At 37.8% G+C, this 26,506-nt stretch carries 19 protein-coding genes; 4 read left to right on the top strand and 15 right to left on the bottom strand.

Annotated elements, in window-relative coordinates; all coding sequences use genetic code 11:
* Positions 1-81 precede the first annotated feature (81 nt).
* The 4 genes from ACFSFY_RS01600 to ACFSFY_RS01585 form a co-directional block, all read right to left on the bottom strand.
* Positions 82-1,002 carry an ABC transporter permease gene (locus ACFSFY_RS01600; RefSeq protein ID WP_381535427.1) on the bottom strand — a complete coding sequence of 307 codons (921 nt, stop codon included), beginning with the start codon at positions 1,000-1,002 and terminating at the stop codon, positions 82-84.
* 109 nt (positions 1,003-1,111) lie between these two features.
* On the bottom strand, positions 1,112-2,683 hold the full coding sequence (locus tag ACFSFY_RS01595; protein WP_381535426.1) for an ABC transporter substrate-binding protein: 1,572 nt from the start codon (positions 2,681-2,683) through the stop codon (positions 1,112-1,114).
* Positions 2,684-2,747: 64 nt separating this feature from the next.
* Entirely contained in the window at positions 2,748-3,599 is an 852-nt protein-coding gene (gene dat, locus ACFSFY_RS01590) for a D-amino-acid transaminase (RefSeq protein ID WP_381535425.1), read from the bottom strand.
* 385 nt (positions 3,600-3,984) lie between these two features.
* Positions 3,985-5,178: a M20 metallopeptidase family protein gene (locus ACFSFY_RS01585; RefSeq protein WP_381535424.1), complete on the bottom strand. Its 1,194-nt coding sequence runs from the start codon at positions 5,176-5,178 to the stop codon at positions 3,985-3,987.
* 399 nt (positions 5,179-5,577) lie between these two features.
* On the opposite strand from ACFSFY_RS01585, the gene ACFSFY_RS01580 reads away from it, so the two are divergent.
* Together ACFSFY_RS01580 and ACFSFY_RS01575 are read left to right on the top strand one after the other, a co-directional pair.
* The gene (locus ACFSFY_RS01580) at positions 5,578-5,925 is read left to right on the top strand and encodes a hypothetical protein (protein ID WP_381535423.1); all 348 of its coding nucleotides are present in this window, start codon (positions 5,578-5,580) and stop codon (positions 5,923-5,925) included.
* A 370-nt stretch (positions 5,926-6,295) separates the two neighbouring features.
* Positions 6,296-7,477 (top strand): NAD(P)-dependent malic enzyme, encoded by a 1,182-nt coding sequence (locus tag ACFSFY_RS01575; RefSeq protein WP_381535422.1) that lies wholly within the window; start codon positions 6,296-6,298, stop codon positions 7,475-7,477.
* Positions 7,478-7,838: 361 nt separating this feature from the next.
* Here ACFSFY_RS01575 and ACFSFY_RS01570 read toward each other — a convergent pair whose 3' ends face one another.
* From ACFSFY_RS01570 to ACFSFY_RS01535, 8 genes are all read right to left on the bottom strand, one after another.
* Positions 7,839-8,159, bottom strand: coding sequence for a hypothetical protein (locus tag ACFSFY_RS01570; RefSeq protein WP_381535421.1), 321 nt, complete (start codon positions 8,157-8,159; stop codon positions 7,839-7,841).
* Between the two features lie 929 nt (positions 8,160-9,088).
* A complete protein-coding gene (gene purU / locus ACFSFY_RS01565) occupies positions 9,089-9,970 on the bottom strand; it encodes a formyltetrahydrofolate deformylase (protein WP_381535420.1) in 882 nt (293 codons plus the stop codon).
* Between the two features lie 150 nt (positions 9,971-10,120).
* Positions 10,121-11,527 (bottom strand): tetratricopeptide repeat-containing diguanylate cyclase, encoded by a 1,407-nt coding sequence (locus tag ACFSFY_RS01560; RefSeq protein ID WP_381535419.1) that lies wholly within the window; start codon positions 11,525-11,527, stop codon positions 10,121-10,123.
* A 336-nt stretch (positions 11,528-11,863) separates the two neighbouring features.
* Positions 11,864-12,601 carry an S-layer homology domain-containing protein gene (locus tag ACFSFY_RS01555; protein WP_381535418.1) on the bottom strand — a complete coding sequence of 246 codons (738 nt, stop codon included), beginning with the start codon at positions 12,599-12,601 and terminating at the stop codon, positions 11,864-11,866.
* 311 nt (positions 12,602-12,912) lie between these two features.
* The gene (locus tag ACFSFY_RS01550) at positions 12,913-13,272 is read right to left on the bottom strand and encodes a hypothetical protein (RefSeq protein WP_381535417.1); all 360 of its coding nucleotides are present in this window, start codon (positions 13,270-13,272) and stop codon (positions 12,913-12,915) included.
* A gap of 215 nt (positions 13,273-13,487) precedes the next feature.
* Positions 13,488-13,958, bottom strand: a complete 471-nt coding sequence (locus tag ACFSFY_RS01545; RefSeq protein ID WP_381535416.1) for a VanZ family protein — start codon at positions 13,956-13,958, stop codon at positions 13,488-13,490.
* A gap of 164 nt (positions 13,959-14,122) precedes the next feature.
* A complete protein-coding gene (locus tag ACFSFY_RS01540; RefSeq protein ID WP_381535415.1) occupies positions 14,123-14,875 on the bottom strand; it encodes an alpha/beta hydrolase in 753 nt (250 codons plus the stop codon).
* 111 nt (positions 14,876-14,986) lie between these two features.
* Positions 14,987-15,745, bottom strand: coding sequence for an SDR family oxidoreductase (locus ACFSFY_RS01535; RefSeq protein ID WP_381535414.1), 759 nt, complete (start codon positions 15,743-15,745; stop codon positions 14,987-14,989).
* A gap of 204 nt (positions 15,746-15,949) precedes the next feature.
* Between ACFSFY_RS01535 and ACFSFY_RS01530 the strand changes: the two genes are divergently transcribed.
* Positions 15,950-18,007 (top strand): S9 family peptidase, encoded by a 2,058-nt coding sequence (locus ACFSFY_RS01530; protein WP_381535413.1) that lies wholly within the window; start codon positions 15,950-15,952, stop codon positions 18,005-18,007.
* 145 nt (positions 18,008-18,152) lie between these two features.
* On the opposite strand, the gene ACFSFY_RS01525 is transcribed toward ACFSFY_RS01530, so the two are convergent.
* Entirely contained in the window at positions 18,153-20,108 is a 1,956-nt protein-coding gene (locus ACFSFY_RS01525) for an aconitate hydratase (protein ID WP_381535412.1), read from the bottom strand.
* A 328-nt stretch (positions 20,109-20,436) separates the two neighbouring features.
* Between ACFSFY_RS01525 and ACFSFY_RS01520 the strand changes: the two genes are divergently transcribed.
* A complete protein-coding gene (locus ACFSFY_RS01520; protein ID WP_381535411.1) occupies positions 20,437-22,041 on the top strand; it encodes a BCCT family transporter in 1,605 nt (534 codons plus the stop codon).
* Between the two features lie 123 nt (positions 22,042-22,164).
* Here the strand turns inward: ACFSFY_RS01520 and ACFSFY_RS01515 are convergent, their stop codons facing one another.
* Together ACFSFY_RS01515 and ACFSFY_RS01510 are read right to left on the bottom strand one after the other, a co-directional pair.
* Positions 22,165-23,406: a serpin family protein gene (locus ACFSFY_RS01515; protein WP_381535410.1), complete on the bottom strand. Its 1,242-nt coding sequence runs from the start codon at positions 23,404-23,406 to the stop codon at positions 22,165-22,167.
* 131 nt (positions 23,407-23,537) lie between these two features.
* Entirely contained in the window at positions 23,538-26,057 is a 2,520-nt protein-coding gene (locus tag ACFSFY_RS01510; protein ID WP_381535574.1) for an EAL domain-containing protein, read from the bottom strand.
* Positions 26,058-26,506: the final 449 nt, after the last annotated feature.

Here is a 26,506-nt window from a genome sequence, read left to right as displayed (position 1 = left end):
ATACCGCATATAGGATTACACCAGAAAGAGTATATAAACCGCATTCAGAAGTTTCTTTGAAGCGGATAGAAACCTTTCTCATTAATCGTATTGAATACGGGGATCTAGTTTTGTGTAGATCAAATCTACCAACAAGTTTGCGATTATTATCATAGCTGCCATAAACAGAAGCAATCCTTGTACCGTCGGAATATCTCGTGTAGAAATTGCAGATACAATTAAACTACCAAGTCCAGGTAGCGCAAACACTGTTTCAGTAACAACCGCACCCGCCATTAAATAACCAAATTGCATACCAATCAATGTAACAACTGGAATGAGCGCATTTTGCAAGCTGTGCTTAAAAACCAAACGATACAAACTTGCTCCTTTCGCCTTTGCAGTACGTATATAATCTTGTTTAATTACATCAAGCATATTTGATCGCGTCATACGCGCAATGCTTCCGGCTGATCCAAGTCCTAATGTTATTGAAGGGAGAATAAGTGAGTAAAATCCGCTGTAACCTGAAATCGGAAACATACCCAACTGGTAGGAAAATAGAAGTATTAAAAATAATGCAATCCAGAAACCAGGTGCCGAAATCCCAACTAGAGCAATAAGCATTGCAATTTGATCGAAAATCGTGTTTTGCTTAACCGCCGCGATAACGCCGAGTAAAATTCCAACAACCGATCCAAATATCACACTATATAATGCTAGTTGTGCCGTAATTGGTATTCGATTCATAATTTCTTCCACTACCGTGTAACCGGTAACATATGACGTACCAAGATCACCTTGAAATGCATTAATCATATAAGAGAAATACTGAGTTATAATCGGTCGATCCAAACCTAATCTACTTTCTAGTTCCGCAACAGATTCTTCAGTAGCAAAATCCCCTAAAATATACGAAACAGGATTCCCTGGTATCAAATGTATGATTGCAAAAACCAGTATTGATACACCGATTATCGTAATAAACATCGTTAATAATCTTCTCGATAAATAATTCTTCAAAACACGACCCCCTGTTCGTAAAGGCTTTGAAAGGATTAATTCAGGTGTGATTACTATCCTGTAATTATCTAGGACAGTAATCGCTCACCTGAATTTCCTTACATACTAATTACTTTGATACTTCTACACCTGGCCAAACAATTGCATTTCGTATCGGATGTATTTCAAAGTTTTCAAAGTTACGAATTGCTGTTATATTTTCTTTTACATATAGAGGAACCCATGGTGATTCTTCCACTAACATTTCTTGAGCTTCTTCATAAAGTTTCATACGTGCATCTTGATTCATTTCAATAGCACCTTCGTCTAACAAACTGTAAATCTCTTCATTTTGATAGTGTAGTCGAGTCGACTTATCCTTACCGAAAAGAAGGAAGTTCAATACGTCTGCATCCAACCAGCCAAAGCCCCATAGAAGCATCTCATGTTGCCCTTTTGGTGTTTGTTCAATAATCGTTGCAGATTCTTTAACCGATATAGAAACCTTAATTCCGATTTCCATTAATTGGTTTTGAATGATTTGTGCCGCTCTTGAGTTTGCTGGATCATCATCGACCCATAAATCTACAGTAAATTTCTCTCCATCTTTCATAACTACTCCATCTTTATCCGTTTCATTCCAACCAGCTTCAGATAATAAGCCTTTTGCTTTTTCTACATCAAATGCATATTTTTCTTTTGCCATATTTTCAATCTTTTCACTATGGCCAAATGTTGCTTTTGGTAATGGACCAAATACCGGTTGTGCTTCGCCACGCAATGTATTTTTGATGATTGAATCACGGTCGATTGCCATTGCGATTGCTTGTCGAACTTTTACGTCTTGAAATTTAGGCAATTTGTTGTTCCAACCTAAGTAACTTAAAACATAGTTAGGTACACGTTCAATTGTCACGCCTTCTTCTTTTTCAAGTTCCTCAATGTATTGATAAGGTACATCTGTTAGAACATCAATGTTTCCTTTTTTGAATTCCAAAATCCGTGTCTCTTCATCTGGTATGAATCTGAATTTCACGCTATCAAATCCAGCACCATCCGATGAACCCCAATCAAAATCTTCATTGGGTACATAAGTGATAGAGTCTCCTCTTTTAATTTCAGAAAGTTTAAGTGCTCCAGATGCGCTTGGGTTCTTTTCAAACTCTTCTCCTTCAGCATTCAACACCGATACATCTAAAGGCGCTAGGTACGGAGATGTTGCATTTAAGAAAAATGGAGCAAAAGGTTCATTCCATTCAATTTTAAATGAGTATTCGCTTAATACTTCAATAGTATCAATGTCTCCAGCATTCGAACTAAATGGTGATGACTCCATCAAACGCTCCATTGAAAGTTTAACTGCTTCCGCATCTAAAGCTTTCCCTGAATGAAATTTCAATCCTTCTTTCATTTTAAAAACTACGGCCTTACCGTTAGGATCGACTTCATATTCCGATACAATATTCGGCAAAATATTTCCATCGTTATCTAAAGACAATAATGTATCATACATTGCAATGTTTGAATCTCCAGCTGACGATGTTCTATGAATATCAACCGAATCTGGCTCTGAAACCATTCCAACGATTATTTCTCGATCGCCTTTATCTTTAGAATCCGTCCCCTCATCTTTATTACAACCTGCAAAAATCAGAGTTGAAACGATGCACATCATTAGAAATAGATAGAGTTTTTTTGTCAATAGAATTGCCCCCTTATTTTTTGTTTAAGACATTAAATGCTTTGAAGTATCTCAGTACGCTCAATCACCCCCTTACAATTTCAGGACTTTTAATATCATGAAGAAACAGACTATGTAGTCGTTTGGTTAAAATACCTGGTAAACCATTTCCAATTACTTGCTCATCCACTTTTAAAACGGGCATTACTTCACTTGTAGTAGAGGTGATAAATACCTCATCTGCATCTAGAAGTTCTTGTTTTGTAAATGATTTTTCTTCATAAGGGATATGCTCCTCGTTCAACAGGTGTAGAACTTTCATCCGTGTTATTCCATTTAATATGTTGTTGTCTGCAGGGTGAGTACTGATTACATTATCTTTTATCATGAATACATTTGTAGATGTTCCCTCGGTAACAAGTTCATCTCGAATGAAAATAGTTTCAAATGAACCACTATCATGCGCTTTTTGTTTCATCATAATGTTATACAAAAGATTCAGACTCTTTATATCGCAACGATGCCATCTCAAATCATCTGCTGTTAAAACCGAAACTCCTTCGTTTTGCTGTTTTTCGGGTCGTGTAAAATATAGAGGATACGCAATGAGTTTGGGTTCGATTTCTTTTTCATATTGATGTTTTCTTGGTGCCACCCCCCTCGTCATTTGAAAGTAGATACCGCCTTCTAACAACTTGTTTTCTGTAATTACATCCTCAATATTACTTTTCATTTCATTCTTCGATTGGGGCGGTGTAATTCCAATTTCTTTTGCACTTCTGTAAAACCGGTGAATATGCTCGTTCAATTCATACGCTTCTCCTTCATAAACACGAACAACTTCATAAATTCCATCTCCAAATTGATATCCTCGATCTTCAAAATCAATTCGTACATCTTCGCGATGCACTATTTCATTGTTCACAAGCACTCTCATAGCGATCCTCCTAATTGACCGATAAACTGAAACTTCGGATTAATAAAAATTGTAAGCCATTACACAGTTATTGTTAAATACTAATAATTTATTATGTCATAAGTTTTACTTATAGAAGGCTTGATATGTAGTTGCAATTTATTTGTGTATTCCCTTGGAATAGCAGTATAAAGCCTTCTCCAGATTGAATACGTTAATATTCTGTCGATTATTTACTTCCTAGATTGGCCTAGTCATTTAGTTTAATAACTTACTTTCCCATCATAGTCCTTTTTGTTTTATAGAGTACTATTCAGATAATTTGATCCCACACAAATAAAACCGTTAAGAACAATTTAAAGTTCTTAACGGTTTTCTGTATGTTATTTTCATTAAAATTAACCAATTACTTCTCTTCATTCAAATAATTATAAACCGTTAGTGCCTGTATTGCGGCGCCAAGGGGTAAACAGTCCTCGTCAATATCAAATTGATTGGTGTGGAGTCCGTGAACAATTCCCCTTGCTTCATTACGGCATCCAAGCCTGTAAAATGCTGAAGGGGCAGCCTCCGCAAAGAATGCAAAGTCTTCGACACCTAAACTTGGTAATGTAAGTTGGTGTACTTTGTCTTCACCAAGTAGATCGAATCCAGTTTGCTTCACTAGATCTACCATAGCGTTGTCGTTAATGAGTGCGTTATATCCATCTTCTATTTCTAATGTGAATGAACCGCCCAACGCTTGAGTTGTGTGTGCAATGACTTCTTCTATTCTCTTCAATACGTAACTTCGAACTTCAGGATCCAAAGTACGCACCGTTCCCGTCATCGTTACTGTGTCAGCAATTATGTTTGCAGCTGTTCCACCTTGAATAACCCCGATTGTAATTACAGCGGACTGCGTTGGGTCTACATTACGACTAACGATTGTTTGTAAAGCAGTTACAACTTGTGAAGCTATCACAATTGCGTCCGTTCCATTATGGGGATAGGCTCCGTGGGCACTGTCACCCTTTATTGTGATAGCCAATGAATTCGAAGCTGCATTCATTTGGTCGTATTTGACTCCAATTTCACCTACCGGAATGTCTGGTGCGATATGCAATCCAAATACCGCATCAACTTTCGGATTTTCCATAACCCCTGCTTCAATCATCGGTTTCGCACCGCCAACTGTTTCTTCAGCGGGTTGAAAGAACAGTTTCACATTTCCTTTGAGATTCTTTTTATTGTCATTTAGAAGTTTAGCAGCTCCGAGTAAGACTGTCGTATGTGCATCATGGCCACAAGCGTGCATTTTTCCTATATTTTGAGATTTATATTCCACTTGGTTCATTTCAGTAATTGGAAGTGCGTCGATATCCGCACGAAGCGCCACTGTTTTCCCTTTTATTCCACCTTCAATAAAGCCGACAACAGCCGTATGTGCAATATCTTGTTCAAAAGGAATTCCCATTTCTGTAAGATATTCAATGATTTTATCCCGCGTCCTGTATTCTTCCAATCCTAGTTCTGGGTGACTGTGTAAATCTCTCCGTATTTCAACGAGCCATGGCTTGATATCGGCCGCTTTCGTGAGCAACTCATCTTTGCTGTACATACTCTAGTAAACCCCTTTCGAAGGATGCATGATCACTAATTTACAAACCTTCTTTTTTTTTGATAGAATGTCAGTATTCATTTCTTAAACATATACCATTTGTTTGTTTATTGCGATAATTTATACTTTATTTATCCTAAAGAATAAAACGCAAGTTTAAAAACTACAACAGGATCAGCAGATGCTGGATGAACGATTATTTTCTCTGCTGATTTTCGAGTTTCTTCTATAATAACGTTCTTGCAGCACTATATTTCTTTTATCGTACTTTAATATGACAACTCTTACAGATTTATTTGTATTTATTCTACATATGTTCGGTATTATGTCTTTAAAAGCAACGACGAAATTGGAGATTTAGGTCGAACATTAAATTTACTAACCGCAAACTTACGGAGTATGATCGGAACAATAAAATCAACATCTGTTTTGTTGACCCGAAATTCATTGGACACTGCAGCCTCTTTAATTGAAGCAGGCTCAGACACAGTTCTCCAAACAGCCCAGTCACTAAGTCAAATCTCAACTGATGTATCAAGCACGGTTGATGAAATTAGTGCGATTTCTGAACTCACAACGATCGAAGCCGAAAACTCCAAAACGGTTGCTGCGCTTATTAGTCAACTGACCGATTCAGTTAGCGAAATTGACGAACAAACATCGACCATTTCAGCTGCTACAGAACAGACTTCCGCATCCATTGAAGAAGTCGCAAGTCGTTCGACTGAAACAAGTTATATGCCTTAAGAACTCGAACAAATCGTTGGTCAATTTAAAAATTTAATACAAGTTAGATTGAATGACCTCCGGAGGGTTTCCAATATCCTTGGGAGGTTTTTCTGTCAATCTCCAAAAGCAGATGAAATAATGGAAACCTGCGCCCTTGCATATAATAAGAAAAAAGTTTGAAGGAGGCTTTTTTATTAAAATATATTTCATTCTTATAGAAAACCTCGTTTCATATACATCAACAATGAGAACGCTTACTATTTAGAATATTCTAAATCAGTATTCTAATATACCTTAATTTCCGGTAAAGAATTATTGTAATTTCTATCTGAACATGTTATTAATTAGAATACTTAAATATTAATATACGATGGGATGGGGATCTTCAATGGTAAAAGTTATTAGTTCTGCTTTACAAATTCATAAAGATAATAAAGGCAAAATGGAAGTTGTATCTAAAGTACCTTTAGAAAACAACGTAGATTTAAGTTTGGCGTATTCTCCTGGTGTTGCAGAGCCATGCCTCGAAATTGTTAAAAATCCTTCATCTGTCTATGATTATACAATTAAAGGAAATTTAGTCGCTGTTGTTACAGACGGAACTGCCGTTTTAGGATTGGGCGATATTGGACCGGAAGCATCACTCCCAGTAATGGAAGGTAAAGCGTTACTTTTAAAGAGATTTGCAAACATCGATGCTTTCCCAATTTGTCTTAATACAAAAAATGTCGATGAAATTGTAAATATCGTAAAAGCGATTAGCCCTACTTTCGGCGCTATTAACTTGGAGGATATTTCAGCTCCGAGATGTTTTGAAGTAGAACGTCGTCTTCGCGAGGAATGCGATATCCCTGTTTTTCATGACGATCAGCACGGAACAGCAATTGTAGTAGGTGCTGGTTTAATCAACTCGTTAAAAGTGGTTGATAAAAAAATGAGCGAGGTTAAAATCGTAGTAAACGGTGCTGGAGCTGCAGGTATCGCTATCGTGAAACTTCTAGTAGAACTCGGTTTCGACCATATCGTGATGTGTGATTCTAAAGGAATTATTTATAAAGATCGACCAGATGGTATGAATCCAATGAAAGATATGATCGCAACAATCACAAATCACTCTAGTCTAAAAGGTTCTTTAAAAGATGCAATGACCGGAGCCGATATATTTATTGGTGTTTCGGCTGCAAATTTATTAACTAAAGAATTGATAGAATGTATGGATGTCGATCCCATTGTATTTGCTTTGGCTAATCCAAATCCTGAAATAATGCCGGATAAAGCGAAGGAGTTCGGAGTGCGCATAATCGCTACGGGACGCTCTGATTACCCTAACCAAGTCAATAACGTACTTGCATTCCCAGGCATCTTCCGCGGCACTCTAGACGTCCGTGCGACCGACATCAACGATATTATGAAGCTAGCCGCAACGTATGCGATTGCTTCATTAATAAAAGATGAAGATTTAAATGAAGAATACATCATTCCAAACGCTTTCGATGACCGCATCGCAAAAGTTGTCGCAAAGGCTGTCAGCCAAGCTGCGATTCAAAGCGGTGTTGCTTTACTGAAATAGGACAACGAAAGAGAGAGAATGCATTTATAGATGCATTCTCTTTTTTTGTTGAAAGTTGAAACTTTTCCAGGTGTATATCTGATTGGATTCTCGGCCCTTAATATACTTTCTATAGGATGAATCCGGAATACTAACTACTGTCGCGTGATGAAGAACATGATTTAGTATAGTGTTCTCTAATTTAATGTCCTCGAAAACTTCATCCTATGTCTTAAAGTCGCATTTTTTTGACGGAAAGCATATCGATGAGTTGAAGAACATCTTTGCATCTTCGACTACGATTGGTAAATAATCAATCTAATCGGTTATTAATAGTCTATACTTTGTTTAATCCTTTAAACGGTCTTATAGCAGACTTTCTTTAATTAACGAATAAAAAGATATATAAATCAACAGAAATATATGTCGTGAACACAAATGGAATTACAAGTAAAAACTTACTTTTAAGTGATAATTCTTTAATTTCATTTTTAAAAATAAATGTTAATAAAAACAATGAAATATATAAAATGACGAATAATGATGCCGGGAAAAATAACTGATAAAGTACCCTGTCAACGAATGTTATATCACCTGGATAACTGGAAGCAGCCATACTACGGCTTATATCAATATAAAAATGACTAGCCAATCTCCAAAAATAAGTAGTTAAAATGCTTATTAGTAATGCTATAAAAACCATATTTCTTACTCCATTTCTGCTTAAGGCATGAATTTAGGCAAGGTACATCTTTAACAACTGACCCTTATTTTAAAAAAGGGGGCAAATTCCTCTTCTAGAATTGCACTCTTTTATGAGTCAGGAGTCACATCACTCTTGTACATCAAATTCGAAATGATATATATATCAAACTTTAATTTGTGTTAAAATAAATGTTAAAACTTTAACTTGAAGGAGAATCTTTATGAATCCAAAAAAAATATTTTACTATACTTTAATTCTCCTGTGGTTCATTTCATCTGGTTATATGCTATATAAATATAGCTTGAATGCTGGGTACTGGAAAAACCCTCTATTACTATCCTTTTATTGTTACATAGTCATAATTATTATTAATAAGGGTTTTAATAAATTAATTATATTCATTACCTTGATCTATATTGGACTTGTTTTCTGGTTTATATGGGATTTAATAGTTATTCTAAATGAGATTTTTGGAGTTTAACGGTACTGTTCCAGGATCTGCTCTTAGCTATGACATATTCTCGTTTTTTTTGCACAAAATAGCCTTCATGTAAACCCTATTGTTCCCCTTTTCAAGCTGGCTAACAGCTCGATAGATGGTTTCGTGACCACGTTTTATTTTTCACAATTGTTCGTCCAGAAAAAATAAAGGAATGATATTCTTTTCTGAATACCAGTTCCCCTTTGGTAAGATGGCGGGGAGAACGTGTTTGATGCACTCTTCTTAATAACTCTAGTAGGTTATAAATTGTGTGTATCACGACATGTATTTTTGGTATCTCGCTTATTTATACAATCGGTGACTTATAAATGAAAAAGCCAAGAATCCGAATATATTATTCGAATCCTTAGCTAATGTAACAACGGGGGAATTTTTTCAGCGGCCTCCCGCATAGGGTTGAACTTTTTGTTCGCTTAAATACATTTCATCGAAACACGATTGTTTTATTGTCTTCAACAAGAATACGGTCTTCCAAATGCCATTTAACAGCTTTTGCTAACACCCGGCGCTCAATTTGGCGGCCGATTTTCTTTAACTTTACAATGCTGTCCCGATGATCGACTCGTTCGATATCTTGTTCAATGATTGGACCTTCATCCAGATCGTTCGTCACGTAATGTGATGTCGCTCCAATAATTTTTACACCGCGTTCAAAAGCACGTTCATACGGTCTTGCCCCAATAAATGCCGGGAGGAACGAATGATGTATGTTAATAATTTGGCGAGGAAAATGAGCTACAAATTCCGGTGTCAATATTTGCATATAGCGCGCCAATATTAATAGGTCCACATCATATTCCTTCATTAATCGGATTTGCTCCTCTTCAACTTGTTGACGAATGTCTTTATTCGCCGGTATGTAATGAAATGGGATTCCCAAATCTTCTACAATGGCTCGAGCGCCTTCGTGATTACTGATTACAACGACAATATCTGTTTCCAAGTCTCCATTTTGCCATTCCCACAATAACTCCATTAAACAATACGGTTCTCTGGATACAAAAATTGCGGTCCTCTTTCGCTCATTGCTGTATGCAAACTGATAGTCCATCGAATGTTCTTGCGCAACCACTTGAAAATCCTTTTCCATTTGGTCAGACTTTTCCGCAAGACCTTTACAATGAAACTCGATTCGAATGAAAAACGTTCCGCCTTGTGGATCCGTGGAATACTGACTGGACTCAATAATATTTGAATCATGTTCGAATAAGAAGTTGGATAACGTGGAAATAATACCTGGTTTATCTGGACATTTGATGAGTAAACGTCCAATGTTTTTATTTTGTTTTACAGTGTTGTTGATCATACCTATCCATCTCCTGTTGTCATCTTCCTACCGGCAATCCAGAGTACATTAGGATATCCTTTTCTGCCGGAGTAGTAATCAATCTTACACGACTCCGTTCAATTTTTATAGCATTTTGCGTTTCAACAACAGAGTTTATAAGTGATTGTACTAACCAATACCTATTTGGTTTTTCCCATTTTCCTTCGCCTTATAAAGTTCATTATCGGCTGAATGAAATAATCCAATAAAATCCGATGCATTGGAAGTAATATTATTCGCTACACCCATGCTTACTGTGATCGTCGTACTTTTATTCTCGATAGTCAATGTTAAATTACGAACAGCTTTTAAGAGTTTTTTTGCAACTCGGAAACCATCTTCCAATGATGTGTCCCTCAGTATAACAACGAACTCATCCCCTCCAAAACGACCTATTAAATCATCTGATCGAAGGGCTTTGGAACAGGCTTTACTTACGCTTTTAATTACTTCATCGCCGTAAACATGACCATAATTGTCGTTAAACGATTTAAAACTATCGATATCGAACACGATGCAGACAATCGATTCTCCGGTCTCCTGTGCAGCGTTTAACCATTGATTGGTTTTTCTTTGAATGTAATTCCGATTATATAAACCTGTCAAACCGTCTCTGTCTGCTTTTCCTTCTATATAAGCAACACGGTGTTTAATGTTCAATTTCAAAGCACTCATCGCCAAATCACGGTCTTTTATTTCATTTAACAATTCTATATATTCTTTCTGCACAAGATATCCTGTTTCAAAATCACCTATTAAATCACACATTTCACATCTTTTTTGTTGTATTGTTTTCAACAAATGTACATCGTTATAGCTCTCTGCAAGAACCTTCGCTTCCGTTAATGAATCAAATGCCTCTTGATACATTTTCTGTTCCTCATACCAAATTGCTTGCAAAATATAGGATTGCGACTTCTCTCTAATAAATGAATTTAAAAGGGGGTCATCGACCATAGATTGAACTAGAGCCGCAGACTCCTTTACATTTCCCAATAGGATGTGTGATTTGGCAATATTCAGTTTCACTCGAAACTTCAATATCGGACTCTTTGGTTCATGTATTTCTGCGTATTGAAGACCTTGTTCAGCCATCTCCAACGCCTTATTATAGTCCTTTTCCTCAAGTAAAATATGACTATAGTTGCTGTATGCATTGCTCGTAATATTATAATGACTTAACTTTTTACTTAGTTCAATAGTCGTTTTCAACGTTCTTTTTGCGTCAGCATATTCTTTATTGTATTCATATAGTAAAAACAAAATATTGAATGTGCCTAATCGATCGGCTTCATCTCCATGTTTGTCGCTTAGTTCTTTATGTGCATCAATGTTCTCGAAAGCTTCTTCAATAGCTCCAATGGAATAGTAGGATGCTGCATTGTTCATGTATGCAGTCAGTATGGATTTATAGTCGTTTAATTTCATGCCTATTTCTAAAAGTTTATAACCCGCATCTATTGTCTCTTGATATTTCCCTTCAGCGCGCAGCATCCCTACTTTCTGCTGAAGCAATATTAAATCCGACTGTTCCATTTTGCTATCAACTCCATACCTATTTAAGTATATTCACTCTACATCCGATTCTATTAATTCAAATTTAGTATATCATATAAATAGAAAAAATACCCATTTACAATGAATGTGAGAATAGTAATAGAATGTGAATGAATATTCATGTTTATGGTAAGTGAAAACCCACTGTAAAGTGAGATCATTACAACGATACACTAACCATGCACCTGTAAATATCCCTATGCTTTCCATTAATACAATAAATAGTTCACTTTCCCACTCCTCATTTCATCAAAAAAATACCCACCCAATAATGAGGTAATCTCTCATCATTGGACCGGCATTTATACTGTAAGATCATTTCGTTTTTTTAGGGATTACTTTCATATCTACTTTGGCTTCTGATTCTTTTTTGGATAACTCTGTATTCACGTCTGCTTTATCGCTCACAACTGTTTCGGCAATTTCAGTTTTAGTTTTTTTGTGCAAACGATGAAAAAAGGTTGCTGTTTGTGCTCTTGTTAAATAATCCGTTTGGCCAAATTTATCGCCAAGTGTTTTACCTTGTGCATATCTTCCTACTGTAAGTCCTTCTTTAAATAAATATTCAACCGCCCCCTCTAATTGAAAGGTGTTTCCATCAAGATACGAGATTACTTGTGCAATGAGCCCACGCATGACGGGATTGTTCCTATAGTAGGCATCGTTGTAGCCGAGCATTGGGATTCTATAGATAGCCAATGCTTCATAGAAACTGTTGGACCAGACCGCTCGATCGAGTTCTTTATATTTATTCGATTCTTTATCGATTTCAGCATAATATCTGGACAGCATTACAGCAAATTGTGCTTCTGTTAATAAAGATTCTGGTTTGAATCTTCCATCGGGATAGCCGTTTATAATTCCTGATGCATATGCCCAGTTGATCGCTTCAAATGCATGAAAGTCTTCTCCTACGTCTTTAAATCGTTTGCTTTTAATAGGTTCACTTGCGGCCGCCGCCTCATTGAATGGAATGGAACTTGTAATGAATGTGATTAATAAAACTGTAAGAACTATTTTCAAAAGTCTTTTTCCATTATTAATAATCTGCATCCTAGATTCCTCCCTATTTTAATAAAGTATATAAGTTTATTAAGTATAGCCTAGATTGGTAAGCTCATGTCAGACTTTTCATTTTATTACTGAACAATGTCAGAATTAATAATGACTTGTTGTTCTTTTTAACGCTACTCGCTATTCCAAATACCCACGAGACTTTAGTCCTTACCTAATATCCACTAATGTCACTGGATGCTTTTCTCGATTCTATATAAAAACAAATAACCAGTTCCCCTTTAAGTGATTTACTATCACTAGAGGGTAACTGGAATATTCTATATTCTCATAAAAAAACAATGGTCTTTTCATTTCCATATTTTATAATGAACGATGGAATGAACTGTATGTCTGCTGACGTTGTATTTCTTTGCCAACTTTCGTAAGGATGCTTTTCTGTCATTGCTGTACTGGTCGCGAATTTCTTTTACGTCTGCAGCTGTCAAGTGAGAGCGGCTCATACTGGATTTAGGGACTTCGGGATGACTTTCTTTAAAATGTTCAAAGTCCTCGCCTAATTGTGTTTCTTTAATTTTTGCTCTTGTATCATCCGTTCGGCGTATGCCTAATTTGGCATCGGATAATTTTTCTCTATGTTCTTTTGAAAGTGTTTTTATCTTAGCTTTGTTACTTTTCCCCGCATTTAAATCCTTTATAAACTTTCTCATACATGCTGTTCCTCTCTACTTCCTAGGAATATAAATTGGTAATTTCCAATTAAAAACTGCAGTGAAAAACTTTCGATAGTACAAACAAACTACCTATCATTGTTGAATGATTCAATTGTATCACATTTTAATTAATTGTCATTAAGAGTATTTATTAAAATTAAATAGGAATTTGCTGTTTTTTTGACACTAAAAAAAAGAACTCATCAGATGTGTTAACTAAAGAGTTCTTCCTTTTCGAGTTTAGGAGTTCCTACTAGTTTCTTACTTAGATAATAGGCAAGAAAAATTCCTATTAAATCGATGGCAACGTCTACCAATCTTCCTGTACGGTTAAAATACAGTTGTGCAATTTCTGTTACAAAAGCAAAAGTAATGCTAACGAGTAAAGCTGTTTTAACATTGTTAAAGCTTCGGAGAAGAAAAATATAGAGCAATCCAAATACGGAGAAATGACCTATTTTTTGTACCAAATAAAAGCTGCTCGTTACATAGATTCCTTCCACAAGAAATAGGTCTGTAAATGCAGGTGTCGGATTAATGTTAAAGCTGACAACTTGTTCATATAAAAATGCGTGAGGATCTGCATTACAAATTGCTACAAGTATAATGAGCATATAAAGGAATGTACATAAGCGAGTTACAAACAAGACATGACAACCTTTCAATTGAATCCATTTTAGCATACTACTTATATATATCAATATACGCAAATCTCATAGTATTTAGTCCTTTTAAATTTAATCAATTGAATAGCGATGGGTGAATCGTCCTTGTCCCTATGCTAAAAAGCGGAAAAATAAAAAGAAGCCATCCAAAACTGCTTTGGATGACTTCTCTTCACCATATCTTATTCCATGCATTTACGAATGAATGAAATGCATTGATCGGCTATGAATTCTTTGTCGTTGTCGAGCGTCGCAACGTGGTAGCTTTCTTCGAGTTTCACGAGTTCTTTAACATCTGACTGAATATCTTCATAGATGATTTGTGAATTGAGTGGAGGAACAACATGGTCCACTTTTGAAGACAATATGAGAGCGGGTATTGTTATTTTCCCTAAATCCTTTTGCACAATCTTTAATAATTGAACGAGTTCTCCCATCGACTGAACAGGAGTTTTTGCATATGCTAACTCCTTAATTCCTTCTGCTTTGATGTCTGACCCAATCCCGTCAATAAAACGTTCCTTGTCTTTTAAACTCAAATAATACGATTCGAATTCAGACATTTCTACTGCAGCATTGATGGGCATGATGCCGGCAATTTCGGGGTGCCGTTCCGCTAAATACAGCGTAAGTGTTCCTCCCATCGATAAGCCTGTAACAAATACCGCAGAGCATGTTTCTTTTAAGCGCCCGAGCCCCGCTTCAACGTCTTCGATCCACTCTTCAAATGTAGCTGTTTCCATATCTTCAGGAGTCGTACCGTGTCCGCGAAGTCTCGGCCCGAACACCGTGAAACCTTCGTCTGCCAAACGTTTTCCAAGATACGCCATACTTTGTGTCGTACCCGTAAAACCATGGCTCACCAAAATCCCTATTTCATTTCCAGTGTAATAAAATTCTTCTGCATCTTTTAAAACTGTAAATTCTTCGCTCATCCGAATCATTTCCTTTCTTTAAGCGTTACTATACTTGTTCGACAGAATGAAGCGGTTCCCTCTTTAGCTATTCATTCACATAAAAACTACTCTTTTTAAAGAGTAGTTTAGTTAGTAAGCCATCCAACCGCCATCCGCTTGCACAATTGTACCGTTTACAAAACTTGCATCGTCTGAAGCTAAAAACAATGCGATGGATGCAATTTCACTCGGTTCACCACTTCTTGGATTAGACGCAATACCCGACATCACTCGTTCCATACCGAATGCATCCGGTTCCGACATTGTAGTACCAATGTTTGTATTGACGCCACCAGGGGCAATTGCGTTGCAACGGATGCCTTTAGTAGCATATTGAAAGGCAACATTTTTGGTAAGTCCGACAACAGCATGTTTGGAAGCAGTGTACGCAACCCCTGCTCGTGAACCTTGTAAACCTGCTGCTGAAGCAAGATTTACGATAATCCCCTTTTCTTTCTCCAAGAAAATCGACATTGCTTTTCGAATCGTACGCATTTGACTTGTAGCATTGACGGACATGACACGATCCCACAATTCATCCGTAATTTCGGCAATGGGTACAAAATTATCCATGATGCCTGCATTGTTAACGAGTATATCTAGTGTTCCATATGTTGCAACGGTTTGATCGAAGAGATGTTGAATGTCTTCTTCGTTTGCAACGTTTGCAGTAATTGCGACCGCTTGCCCACCACTGCTCGTTATTTGATTGACAACGTCATTAGCAGCCTCTTCATTTAAATCACAAACAATAACTTTTGCACCTTCATTTGCATATAAATTCGCAATTTCCTTACCAATCCCGGATCCAGCTCCCGTAACAATCGCTACTTTATCATTCAGCCTCATACTCATCCCTCTTTCATCCTTTTTGTTTTTTCAGAATATACACTCTATATTAAACCATTTTAAGCTATACATCTATTATAAGAAACTTTATTGCTAGTTAAATAAAAAGCACACAATCGCACTTGAGCAATGCGCTTTGAAAAAGAGGGTTTTCCACATCTTGTAAAGAATTCAGATACATACGAATGAAAGGAGTTTTTGAACTTGAAACAACCGATTGCAAAACGCATACCACATCCTCATGAACTGCATGGCGATGTGCGCGATGACGACTATTATTGGCTGAAGGAGCGAACAAATCCGGAGGTCATTGAGTATGTAGAGGAAGAGAATCTCTACTACGATGAAGTAATGAAGCCACTTAAGGAACAAACAGAACAAATTTACAAAGCCATGATGGACCGTGTTCCCGATTCTGAAGTAGATGTTCCCATACAGCAGGGACCCTATTTCTACTATTCTCGTTTAGATAAAACAAAGCAATATCCAATCCATGCACGTAAGAAAGCGGTAAGCCGGGATCTTTTATCTAAAGCAACTGAAGAAATCGTCCTGGATTTGAATGAATTGGCGACGGAAAGTGATTATTTAAGCGTTACTGCACAACGCATGAGTACCGATCACCGTCAGCTCGCATATTTGGAGAATCGGGATGGAACGGACCGCTATACGGTTTTTATCAAAAACATGGAAACTTGTGAACTTCTGCCCGACCGAATTCCAAATGTCTTTATTTACGGCAGTGTGGAATGGAGCTGCTGTGGTGACTATATTTTCTACATTACTGTGGATGACACTGAGCGCCCGTCCCGTTTATTGCGCCACCGTTTAGGAAGCAGTACGGAGAGTGACGAGCTGATTTATGAAGAAAAGGACGAGACATTCACACTTTATATGAATAAATCCCAAAGCGGTAAATTCATTATTGTGCATTCAAATTCGAAAACGACGAGTGAAATCCGTTTAATTGATGCAGATTCACCACTCTCTCCTTTCCAATTAGTAGATGCACGTCGGGATAATATCGAGTATGACGTCGAGCACTGGGGTGAGGACCTACTTATTCTGACCAATGAAAAAGCGGTGAATTTCCAGTTACTTCGCTGCCCTATCAACGATCTGCATAGGCGGGAAAACGTCGTAGCGTATAACGAAGATCGTTTTCTACAAGACATCTATCCGTTCCAAAATCAGTTATTAATTGCTGGGCGTGAAAACGGATTGACGCAAATCTGGTTGCTGAAAGAAGGTCAGTTGGAGCAAGTTCAGTGGGAGGAACCCCTTTATTCTGTGTCAATTGTTTCCAATCAAAGCTATGAGGCTACGGAAGTCTTGCTCAGTTTTGAGTCCTTGCTAACGCCTGAAACGACTTATGCGTTCCATCCGCTTACTGGTGAAAAACAGTGTCTGCAAGTCACTCCTGTTAGTGGTGAATATACTCCTTCTGATTTTCGTCAAAAGCAGTTGTGGGCGACAGCAGAAGATGGAGTAAAAGTACCGTTGAACATAGTGTATAAAGATGGGGCCCTCGATAATGGACCTGCTCCTATTATTTTGTTGGCCTATGGATCATATGGTTCCAACAGTGATCCATATTTCAGTCCGTACCGGCTTCCGATATTAGGGCAAGGCGTTGTATTTGTCACAGCTCAAGTGCGCGGCGGTTCTGAAATGGGACGCAGCTGGTACGAAGATGGAAAGATGCAGAACAAGCGAAATACATTCACTGATTTCATCGCAGCTGCAGAGTATTTGATTGCTGAAGGATATACAACTTCGGACCAACTCGCGGCTCGCGGAGGAAGTGCCGGAGGTTTGCTTGCAGGTGCTGTCGCCAACATGGCCGGTGACTTGTTTAAAGTCATTGTTCCTGAAGTTCCGTTCGTCGATGTCGTGACAACAATGCTCGATACGACCATTCCCCTTACCACTTTGGAATGGGACGAATGGGGAGATCCGCGGGAGTCGGAAGCCTATTTCTATATGAAATCCTACAGTCCTTATGACAATGTAGAAGCAAAAGACTATCCGCATCTGTACATCACAACTGGACTCAATGATCCGCGTGTTGGTTACTGGGAACCCGCAAAATGGGTTGCTCGCTTAAGAGAATTGAAAACCGACGACCATGTAATCGTTATGAAAACAAATATGGGCGCCGGTCACTTCGGAGAATCCGGCCGTTTCAATCAATTAAAGGAAGTCGCGGCATTGTACGCGTTCGTTCTTGATAAAATCGGGCCTAAGACAGAATCAGAATAAATAAAACAGGAGTCAAAAGCACATCGCTTATGACTCCCGTTTTCTTATTGTGCCGTATTTCGGTGCCAGGCACTTATTGAATTCTGAATAGTCTTCGAATTATGAAGAGGACTGTCACCAATCGGATGAGCACAAGGCGATAAGTTTACTTCACTGGTTGCTGCTGATCCCTGACCCAGTTAATCATGCCGCCCTTTAAAACGACGTCAACTTGGCGACTTGTAAGTGCATGTCGAACTTTAATAAACTCTTTCGTCTCACCAATTTTGATTTCAAATTCATTGCCTTCTTGTATCTTACTTCTTAAATTCGAAAACTCTAGAATAGCTCCTTGATGCAGTTTATCGTAATCCTTCTCATCAACGAACGTAATCGGTAGAATTCCAAAGTTCACAAGGTTTTGCCAATGAATTCGCGCAAAGTCTTTTACGAGTGCTACGCGTAAACCAAGATATCTGGGCGCAAGTGCTGCATGTTCACGGCTAGATCCTTGACCATAATTGATACCCGCCACAATCGCATGACCGCCATGCTCGACACTTACCATACCCCGTTCGTAATAAGTCTTGTCAACATTTTCAAATGCAAATTTACTAATTTCCGGTAAATTACTTCGATACGGAAGCACACGAGATCCACCAGCCAATATTTCATCTGTTGAAATATTGTCCCCCATTTTCAACAGGATGGGCACTTGTAAATTATCAGGCATTTCATCCATAGCTGGTATTGAGGCGATATTCGGCCCTTTTTGAATAACAACTTTCCTCGCTTCTTCAACTGGAAGGGGCGCATCCAATAAGTTCAAATCGATTGTTGGATTTTTCACTTCCTTCACTCGCGGTGCTTTAGGTCCAAGAGTTCTTGGATCCGTAATAACCCCAGTTAATGCCGAAGCTGCAGCAGTCTCTGTTCCACTTAAGAACACACTATCTTCAATCGTTCCTGAACGACCAGGGAAATTTCGCGGCGTAGTTCGCAAGCTATTTCGACCGGTCGCAGGCGCTTGACCCATACCGATACATCCGTTACACCCTGCTTGATGTAACCGTCCTCCAGCTTGTATAAAACTGGCGATATGTCCCTCTTGAAGTAAGTCTGTCAACATTTGTCTAGATGTGGGATTAATGTCTAATGAAACCCCATCTGCAACTTGTTTTCCTTTCACAATTTCTGCGGCGATTGCAAAATCATGATATCCCGGATTCGCAGATGAACCTATATAAGATTGATAGATTGGCGTCCCAGCGATTTCCGAAACCGGAACGACATTTCCTGGACTTGTCGGTTTAGCAATGAGTGGCACAACTTCCGATAAGTTGATTTCCTCATGAATATCATACGTTGCACCTTCATCCGCTTTTAACTCAGACCAATCGTCTTCACGTCCTTGTTCTATTAAATAGCGCTTAATTTCTCCATCGGATGGAAATACCGAACTCGTAGCTCCTAACTCGGCTCCCATATTTGCAATTACATGACGGTCCATAGCACTTAAGTGTTCAAGACCCGGTCCGTAATATTCGATAACTCTTCCAACTCCGCCCGTAACATCATGTCTACGTAACAGTTCCAATATTACGTCCTTTGCACTTACCCATTCCTGAAGCTCACCCGTTAACTTAATACCCCAAACTTCGGGCATACGTAAATAAAACGGTTCTCCGGCAATTGCTAGTGCAACATCAAGTCCACCAGCTCCCATGGCAAGCATGCCCATACTTCCATTTGCGCATGTATGACTGTCCGATCCGAGAAGGGTTTTCCCTGGTTTCGCCAAGCGTTGCATATGCACAGGATGACTCACACCATTACCCGGTTTACTATAATATAATCCGAATCTTTTAGATGCGCTTTGTAAAAATAAATGGTCATCCGCATTTTTACTATCCGTTTGAACAAGATTATGATCCACGTACTGTGCGGATGCTTCGGTTTTCGCAATGTCTAATCCTAATGCTTCTAATTCCAACATAACCATTGTTCCGGTTGCGTCTTGCGTTAGCGTTTGGTCAATCTTCAGAGCAATTTCAGAACCTGGAATCATTTCACCAGATACAAGATGGCTTTTGATTAACTTTTGGGTACAATTTAATGGCATACAAATTCCTCCTGTTAAAGTATTGGATATCTTCCACACGACAAAATTCCACCATATAAAAACTGCTTACCAATTACATGTTTTTACTCCTTCTTTAAACCGATTTCGGAATACTCTTAACATTGCATACTACTATAACTCTATCATATCTATGCTATTTTCTCTAATGAATACAGTTACAACAAGCATTCCCCTCTTTTTAGTGCCAGGCACTCGTTGAATTCTGAATAGTCCCCAATTTGCAAAAGAAAATACCACCGCAAATATGCTTTGACTTATGTATTTCAGGGTATATTCTTGTTAAAGATATAATAGGGGGCAGTTTGTTTTGGATAAGAAGTTTTGGAAAAATCCAGTTTTTACAATATCGGCATCAGTCATTTTCATTTTAGTTTTATTAGGTGCGTCAAAACCGGAACCGTTTCGAAAAGTAGCAGATATATTATATGATTTCACGACAATAAACTTCGGTTGGTTCTACTTACTTACAGTTTTCATCATTGTGTTGTTTTTGGCAGGTCTTGCAATTAGTAAATACGGGGCCATTCGAATTGGTGGAGATGAAGAACGACCGGAATTTCCATTTTTCACATGGATTGGTATGCTTTTCTCGGCCGGTTTTGGAGTAGGACTTGTTTTTTGGGGTGTTGCAGAACCGATGAGTCATTATTTCTCTCCTCCAATTCTTGGTACAGAACCTCAATCTGCAGAAGCCGGAAGAGCGGCTATGGGTTATTCGTTTTTCCATTGGGGCATATCTCAATGGGCCATTTTTGGAATCGTAGGTTTAGTCATCGGATTTTTACAGTTCCGTAAGAAAAAAGATGGCCTCATTTCAACTGCTTTGGAGCCTTTGCTCGGGAAAAATAAGAAAATGAAAATTGGAATTGATTCCTTCGCGGTTATTGCGACGGTCATGGGGATTGCAACTTCACTCGGTCTTGGTATTTTACAAATGAGTGGTGGTCTTGAATCGGTCTTCAACATAAAGAGTACGTTTAGCATTCAACTGATCATAATTGTTATTGTCTTCATATCTTATATGATTTCTTCTTTAAGCGGATTAAATAAAGGCATTCGGTACTTAGGGAATTTTAATCTAGGTCTAGCTATTACGATGCTCGCTTTCTTTTTCATTGTCGGTCCTAAAGTATTCATTTTAGAAAGTTTTACATTGGCAATCGGGGATTACATAACCAACTTCATCCCCTATAGCTTTCGATTACAACCTTATCAAGGAGGTACATGGGTACGAGATTGGACGATATTTTATTGGGCATGGACGATTGCTTGGTCTCCTTTTGTAGGCGCATTCGTTGCACGCGTTTCAAAAGGACGAACGATTCGTGAATTCATCATTGGTGTGATGGTTATCCCACCAGTATTTGCATGTATGTGGATTGCAACGCTTGGAGGTACAGCGCTTTACAGCGATTTGAATAATGGAACAAAAATTGCTGAAGCGGTCGATGTTGATATCACATCTGCCATTTTCCAAACGTTTCAACATATGCCTTTTACAGGTCTCATGTCGGCGCTCGCGATTCTTTTAATATTTACATTCTTAGTAACATCTGCAGATTCTGCAACGTATATCCTTGCAAGTATGACAACGAACGGAAGCCTAATGCCTCCATTAATTGTTAAAATGGTTTGGGGATTTCTCATGTCTGCCATTGCAGCAGTTCTGTTGTATGCAGGAGGTTTGGAAGCACTGCAATCTGCATCTCTTGTCGCTGCATTACCATTCACGGTACTCCTTCTTCTACTCATATTCGGAATGACTAAATTATTAAAGAAGGAACCTATAACTGTTCGACCTTCAGATATCCAAAATTTTGAACAAGTTGAACGACATGTGAAAAAGAAAGCCGGAAAGGATAAATCATCACCTTCTTCTAACTGGAAATATCGGAAAAAGAAAGATAAATAATTTTATATGGCGTTAATAAAAACAGAAGGAAAAAGCATAAAGCTTTCTCCTTCTGTTTTTTTCGGCGACATTTTTCCATAGAATTCTGAATAGCTTCCGAATTGCTCAAGGGACTGTCACCAATTAAGGCTCCGAAATCCAGCCCATGAATAGAATCGCATTTGTTTTATCGTCTGTTATCGTTAGAAAGAACGGTCGGTTTACTTCCATATAAAATGGAGGATTGGCGGGTGCGGATTCCGTTACCATTTCGACGGATGTCACAGCAGCTGCTTCTGTTCCTTTTTCATGCACGTCTATAAAGGTCTTTTGCTTCACTTTACTGATCCATAACGGGACGTCCTCTTGAATCATTTTCGTGAATACGGCATCCTTTTTAAAGGCAGACGGCATTCCTAATGTCTCCAATGTTTCATTTAAATCGACTTCATATTCCAACTGAAACTTCGGCAAAAGAATGGCTCCTTCTTGTTTGCTAAACTCAGCGTCCCAGTTCAACCAGTTTTCATTTGTTAAATTCCTCGTGAATTCATCTAAACTAGAGGTTTCCTTCGGTAAAAATACATTCATACTCATTTCTCCATCACCATACGGTAATTGGACGGCTTGGAAATCTTCATTCTCCATATAGTTCAAGTCCTTCTGTAAGGTCATGAGCGGAACTTCTTTTGCATTGCCGTCTTCTAAGTAAAATGGACGCATCTCAGTTTGTTTTTCATCGAATTCATACGTCCAATTCCCTTTAAAATAAATTGCATTCATAAGGATTGCGACCAGGTCCGGATCGAGCGGTGCCTCTACAATTTCCTCAATCTTTTTATTTGTTGATTTCTTAACCCAATCATTGATACGCGTTACAGAATCATTGTCGTGTATATTTATTTCTTGTATTTCTGCATTGAAATAGTCTTTGTTGTTTTTCGAAAAGTCTTCTTGAAAGTGATAGTTTTCATTCAACCAAATTGAATTTGCTACATTCAGCTGGATTTCTTCAGAGCTTTTCATCAACATCGATACCAAAGATGCATTTGCTTTGTTCAACTCCGATGCATCCACTCCTTCTATTTTCAGTGCTTTAGCGATTTCTTCCTTTGTAATCCCGTCTGCACCGTTGTAAACCATTGACAATGCCATCAGTAGACTCGTTGGGGAAACGAATGCATTGTTCTGCTCATCTCCATCAATTTCTTGAATTAAGCGAAAACCGAGCGTATTGTTCGCAACAGTAATTTTTTCATAATCCTGTTCTCCAAATTCAACATCACTGGAAACCCATGTATTTTCGGACTTCTTTTTTGCTCCACAAGCCGGCAACATAAAAAGCATAAGTGTGATTCCTATAAATAATAAAATCTTTTTTGTCATAGATATCATCCTTCCTATATACGATTAGACTGAAAGGACTGGCAAAAGTTACATAGAATAGAGAAAACACTTCTTCGGAGTTTATTATCCATAGAAGTGTTTTGCATTTATTTAAATTAATATTCACAGGTTCAATTCTTCTTGAAATACTCATCCGGACAATCTACCACAAATGAATGGCCATCTAAAAGAGGTTCATTTCTCAAGCGCAATTGGAATTGATTGAAGTGCTTAATAAGGTAGTCTCTTTTTTCTTCATCAAGAATGAAGTTAATCCCATATTGATATAAATTGTCTCTTTCCGAAGTATGGACAATGCTCCCATAAAGCACAAAGTCTTCGCCAAGAATTGTTATTTGAAACTTTAATACAATGCCTGCTTTTACCGGCAGTTTGATATTTGATATGAATCCTAATCCACCAGGCCCAATATCTTCAATTAACACTTTAGTATTTCCTAAATGAACTATCTCTCCATTTAACTCAGCTACTGTCATCAAAGCTTCTAATGGATTTTCTAGCTCAATTCTAAAGTAGGCTCTTCTTTGTTTCGTGTTGAAAGCCTCAACTTCAGTTGTCCATTGCCCTTTCAATAATTTGAGTAGACTGGCTTCCGGCACGGGAGGACTAAACAAATAGCCTTGAAGCCAATCGCATTGGATTTCCGATAAAAATCTATGCTGTTCCATGGTTTCGACCCCTTCAGCCACGACGGTGATTGAAAGTCTTTTCGCCAACTGAACAATTGACGTGACAATTTCAACACTGGCTTGATCTGTGGGGAGCTCTTTAATAAAAGATTGATCCAACTTCAATATATCGGGTTTTAATTCTCTTAAACTTTTAAAAGAGGCATAACCCGTACCAAAATCATCTATTGATATTTGGATACCCAACTTACGTAACTTAGATATTTTCTCAATATTTGTTTCGTTATGTTTTAACATTGTGCTTTCGGTAATTTCAAGATTCAGCCATTTAGAATCTAGTTCATTTTCTTGTAATACTTGATGAATGATCTCAACTAAATCTTTTCTGAAAAACTGTGCAGGAGATAAGTTAACTGAAGCCTTAATAAAATATCCTGCTTTATGCCATATGCTTAAATTCCTACAAACTGTCCGCAATACCCATTCACCTATTGGGATGATTAACCCTGATTCTTCTGCGAGGGGAATGAATTCACTAGGTGAAACAATTCCCCATTTGGGATGATTCCAACGAATAAGCGCTTCTGCACTTCTTATTTGTTTGGTCTCCGAATGAACAATTGGTTGGTAATGGATAACGAATTCATTGTTCTCTAAAGCTTTTTGCAAATCATTCCGTAAGGAAAATAATTTATACGTGCCGATATTCGCTTTCGGGGAAAAAATTTGATAATTGTTTTTCCCTTCATTTTCCGCAAGATACAAGGCCAAATCTGTATTTTTCATTAATGAACTTGTATCATTCCCGGACTCAGGATAAATCGCAATACCGATGCAGGATGTAATCGAAAGGTTGTAGTCTTTAATTTCGAATGGTTGCTCAAATAATTGAAGAATCTCATTTGCGATGTTTTCAACTAAAGCAACGTCATGGAGAGGTTTCGTTAAAACAGCAAATTCATCACCATCAATTCTCGCAATGATTTCAATGTATTGTGGAAAACTTCTATTTAATTTCTCTGCAACCTCAATTAATAAAAGATCCCCAACTTCATGACCCAGTGAATCGTTTAAATACTTAAATCCGTCTAGATTAAGAAACATGACCGCGAATTTTCGATCATCTACATTAGCGAGGCGTGTTTCCAATTCTAACCGATCTTCGAATGATCGACGGTTCGGCAGTCCGGTTAAATAATCGTGGTAAGCCATATATCGGATTTCTTTCTGTTGTTTTTTAATTTCCGTAATATCATGTAAATTGTATATTATTCCATTAAGACTTGGATCGTTAAGATGATTTGTCAAGGTGATTTTAAATTCTCGCCAATATCCCTTATTATGTTTTAACCGTACTTCTAGCATAGCCGTTGAATCGGGTCGTTGAAGAACTTCCTTAAATTTAAGATTTGCAAGCGGAAGGTCATCAGCATGAATGTATTTGGAATAATTTTCTCCAATACCTTCACCAACTCCGAAACCAAGGACGGCCTCAATTGCCCTGCTTTCGAAGACAATCGTTCCCTCCGAGTCTAAGATTCCAATAATTTCATCAGCATGATGCAGCAAAGATTCTAGCCGTTTATGAGTTTGTTGATTCTCTTTAATTAAATCCAGTTTTTCAGATATGTTATGCATTAAACCATAAAAACCAATGACTTCTTGATCATCACCTCGTATCGCTACAAGGCTAACACCAACGTGAATGAAACCGTTTTTCATATCTTTCACCCGATAATCAATATAGTACGATTCTCCGCTGAACACCTTCAGGAAGAAATCATTTACTTTTTCAACATCTTCATGATAAACAAAGTCTTGATACTGCTTGCCAACAATCCCACTAATGCGGCTATCGCTTCCCCAGACTTTCATAATGATGCCTTTTAAATCCACAAGGAATAGAAGGATATCAGGCGAGTTCTCAAAGATATCAGTGTAGGAATGTTGTTCCAGCTCTAAATACTCCTTTAATTTCCTTTTTTTATTTTGTGTACTCATTGGAAATAATATTTGAATCACACCTATCTATCATTATTTTGACTATGTCAATACTTTTTTGATAAATTGGATTTGGGAGTGTCCATAAATGATTTCTTTCTAACTATAATGAATACTAAAAACAAAAATAAACGACTACTCATTCCATAGTAATATTGTATCATGCACCTATCAGATTTTCACGACTTTTCACTCTAAATAGAATATCCACACTCGGGTGATTAGACCTAAAAATAACACTTGTTAAGTAAATCACTTTGAAAACCATTAACTGCCGCTGCTCAATCATCATAGCCTTCCCAAAGATTACATCAAAAACCGATATGAATCTATTGTAGAATATAGTTGTGTTATCACAGACCCATAAAATCACGACCTATCTGCTTTGTACGGATAAAGGTTCAAATGGAAAAATCACCATATCGAGTTGACAGGTGATCTTTTCACGC

The sequence above is a fragment of the Sporosarcina siberiensis genome, assembly GCF_042681925.1.
GTDB classification, from domain to species: domain Bacteria; phylum Bacillota; class Bacilli; order Bacillales_A; family Planococcaceae; genus Sporosarcina; species Sporosarcina siberiensis.
Note: the sequence above shows the minus strand (reverse complement) of the source record. Positions and strands in the feature narration are given on the sequence as shown.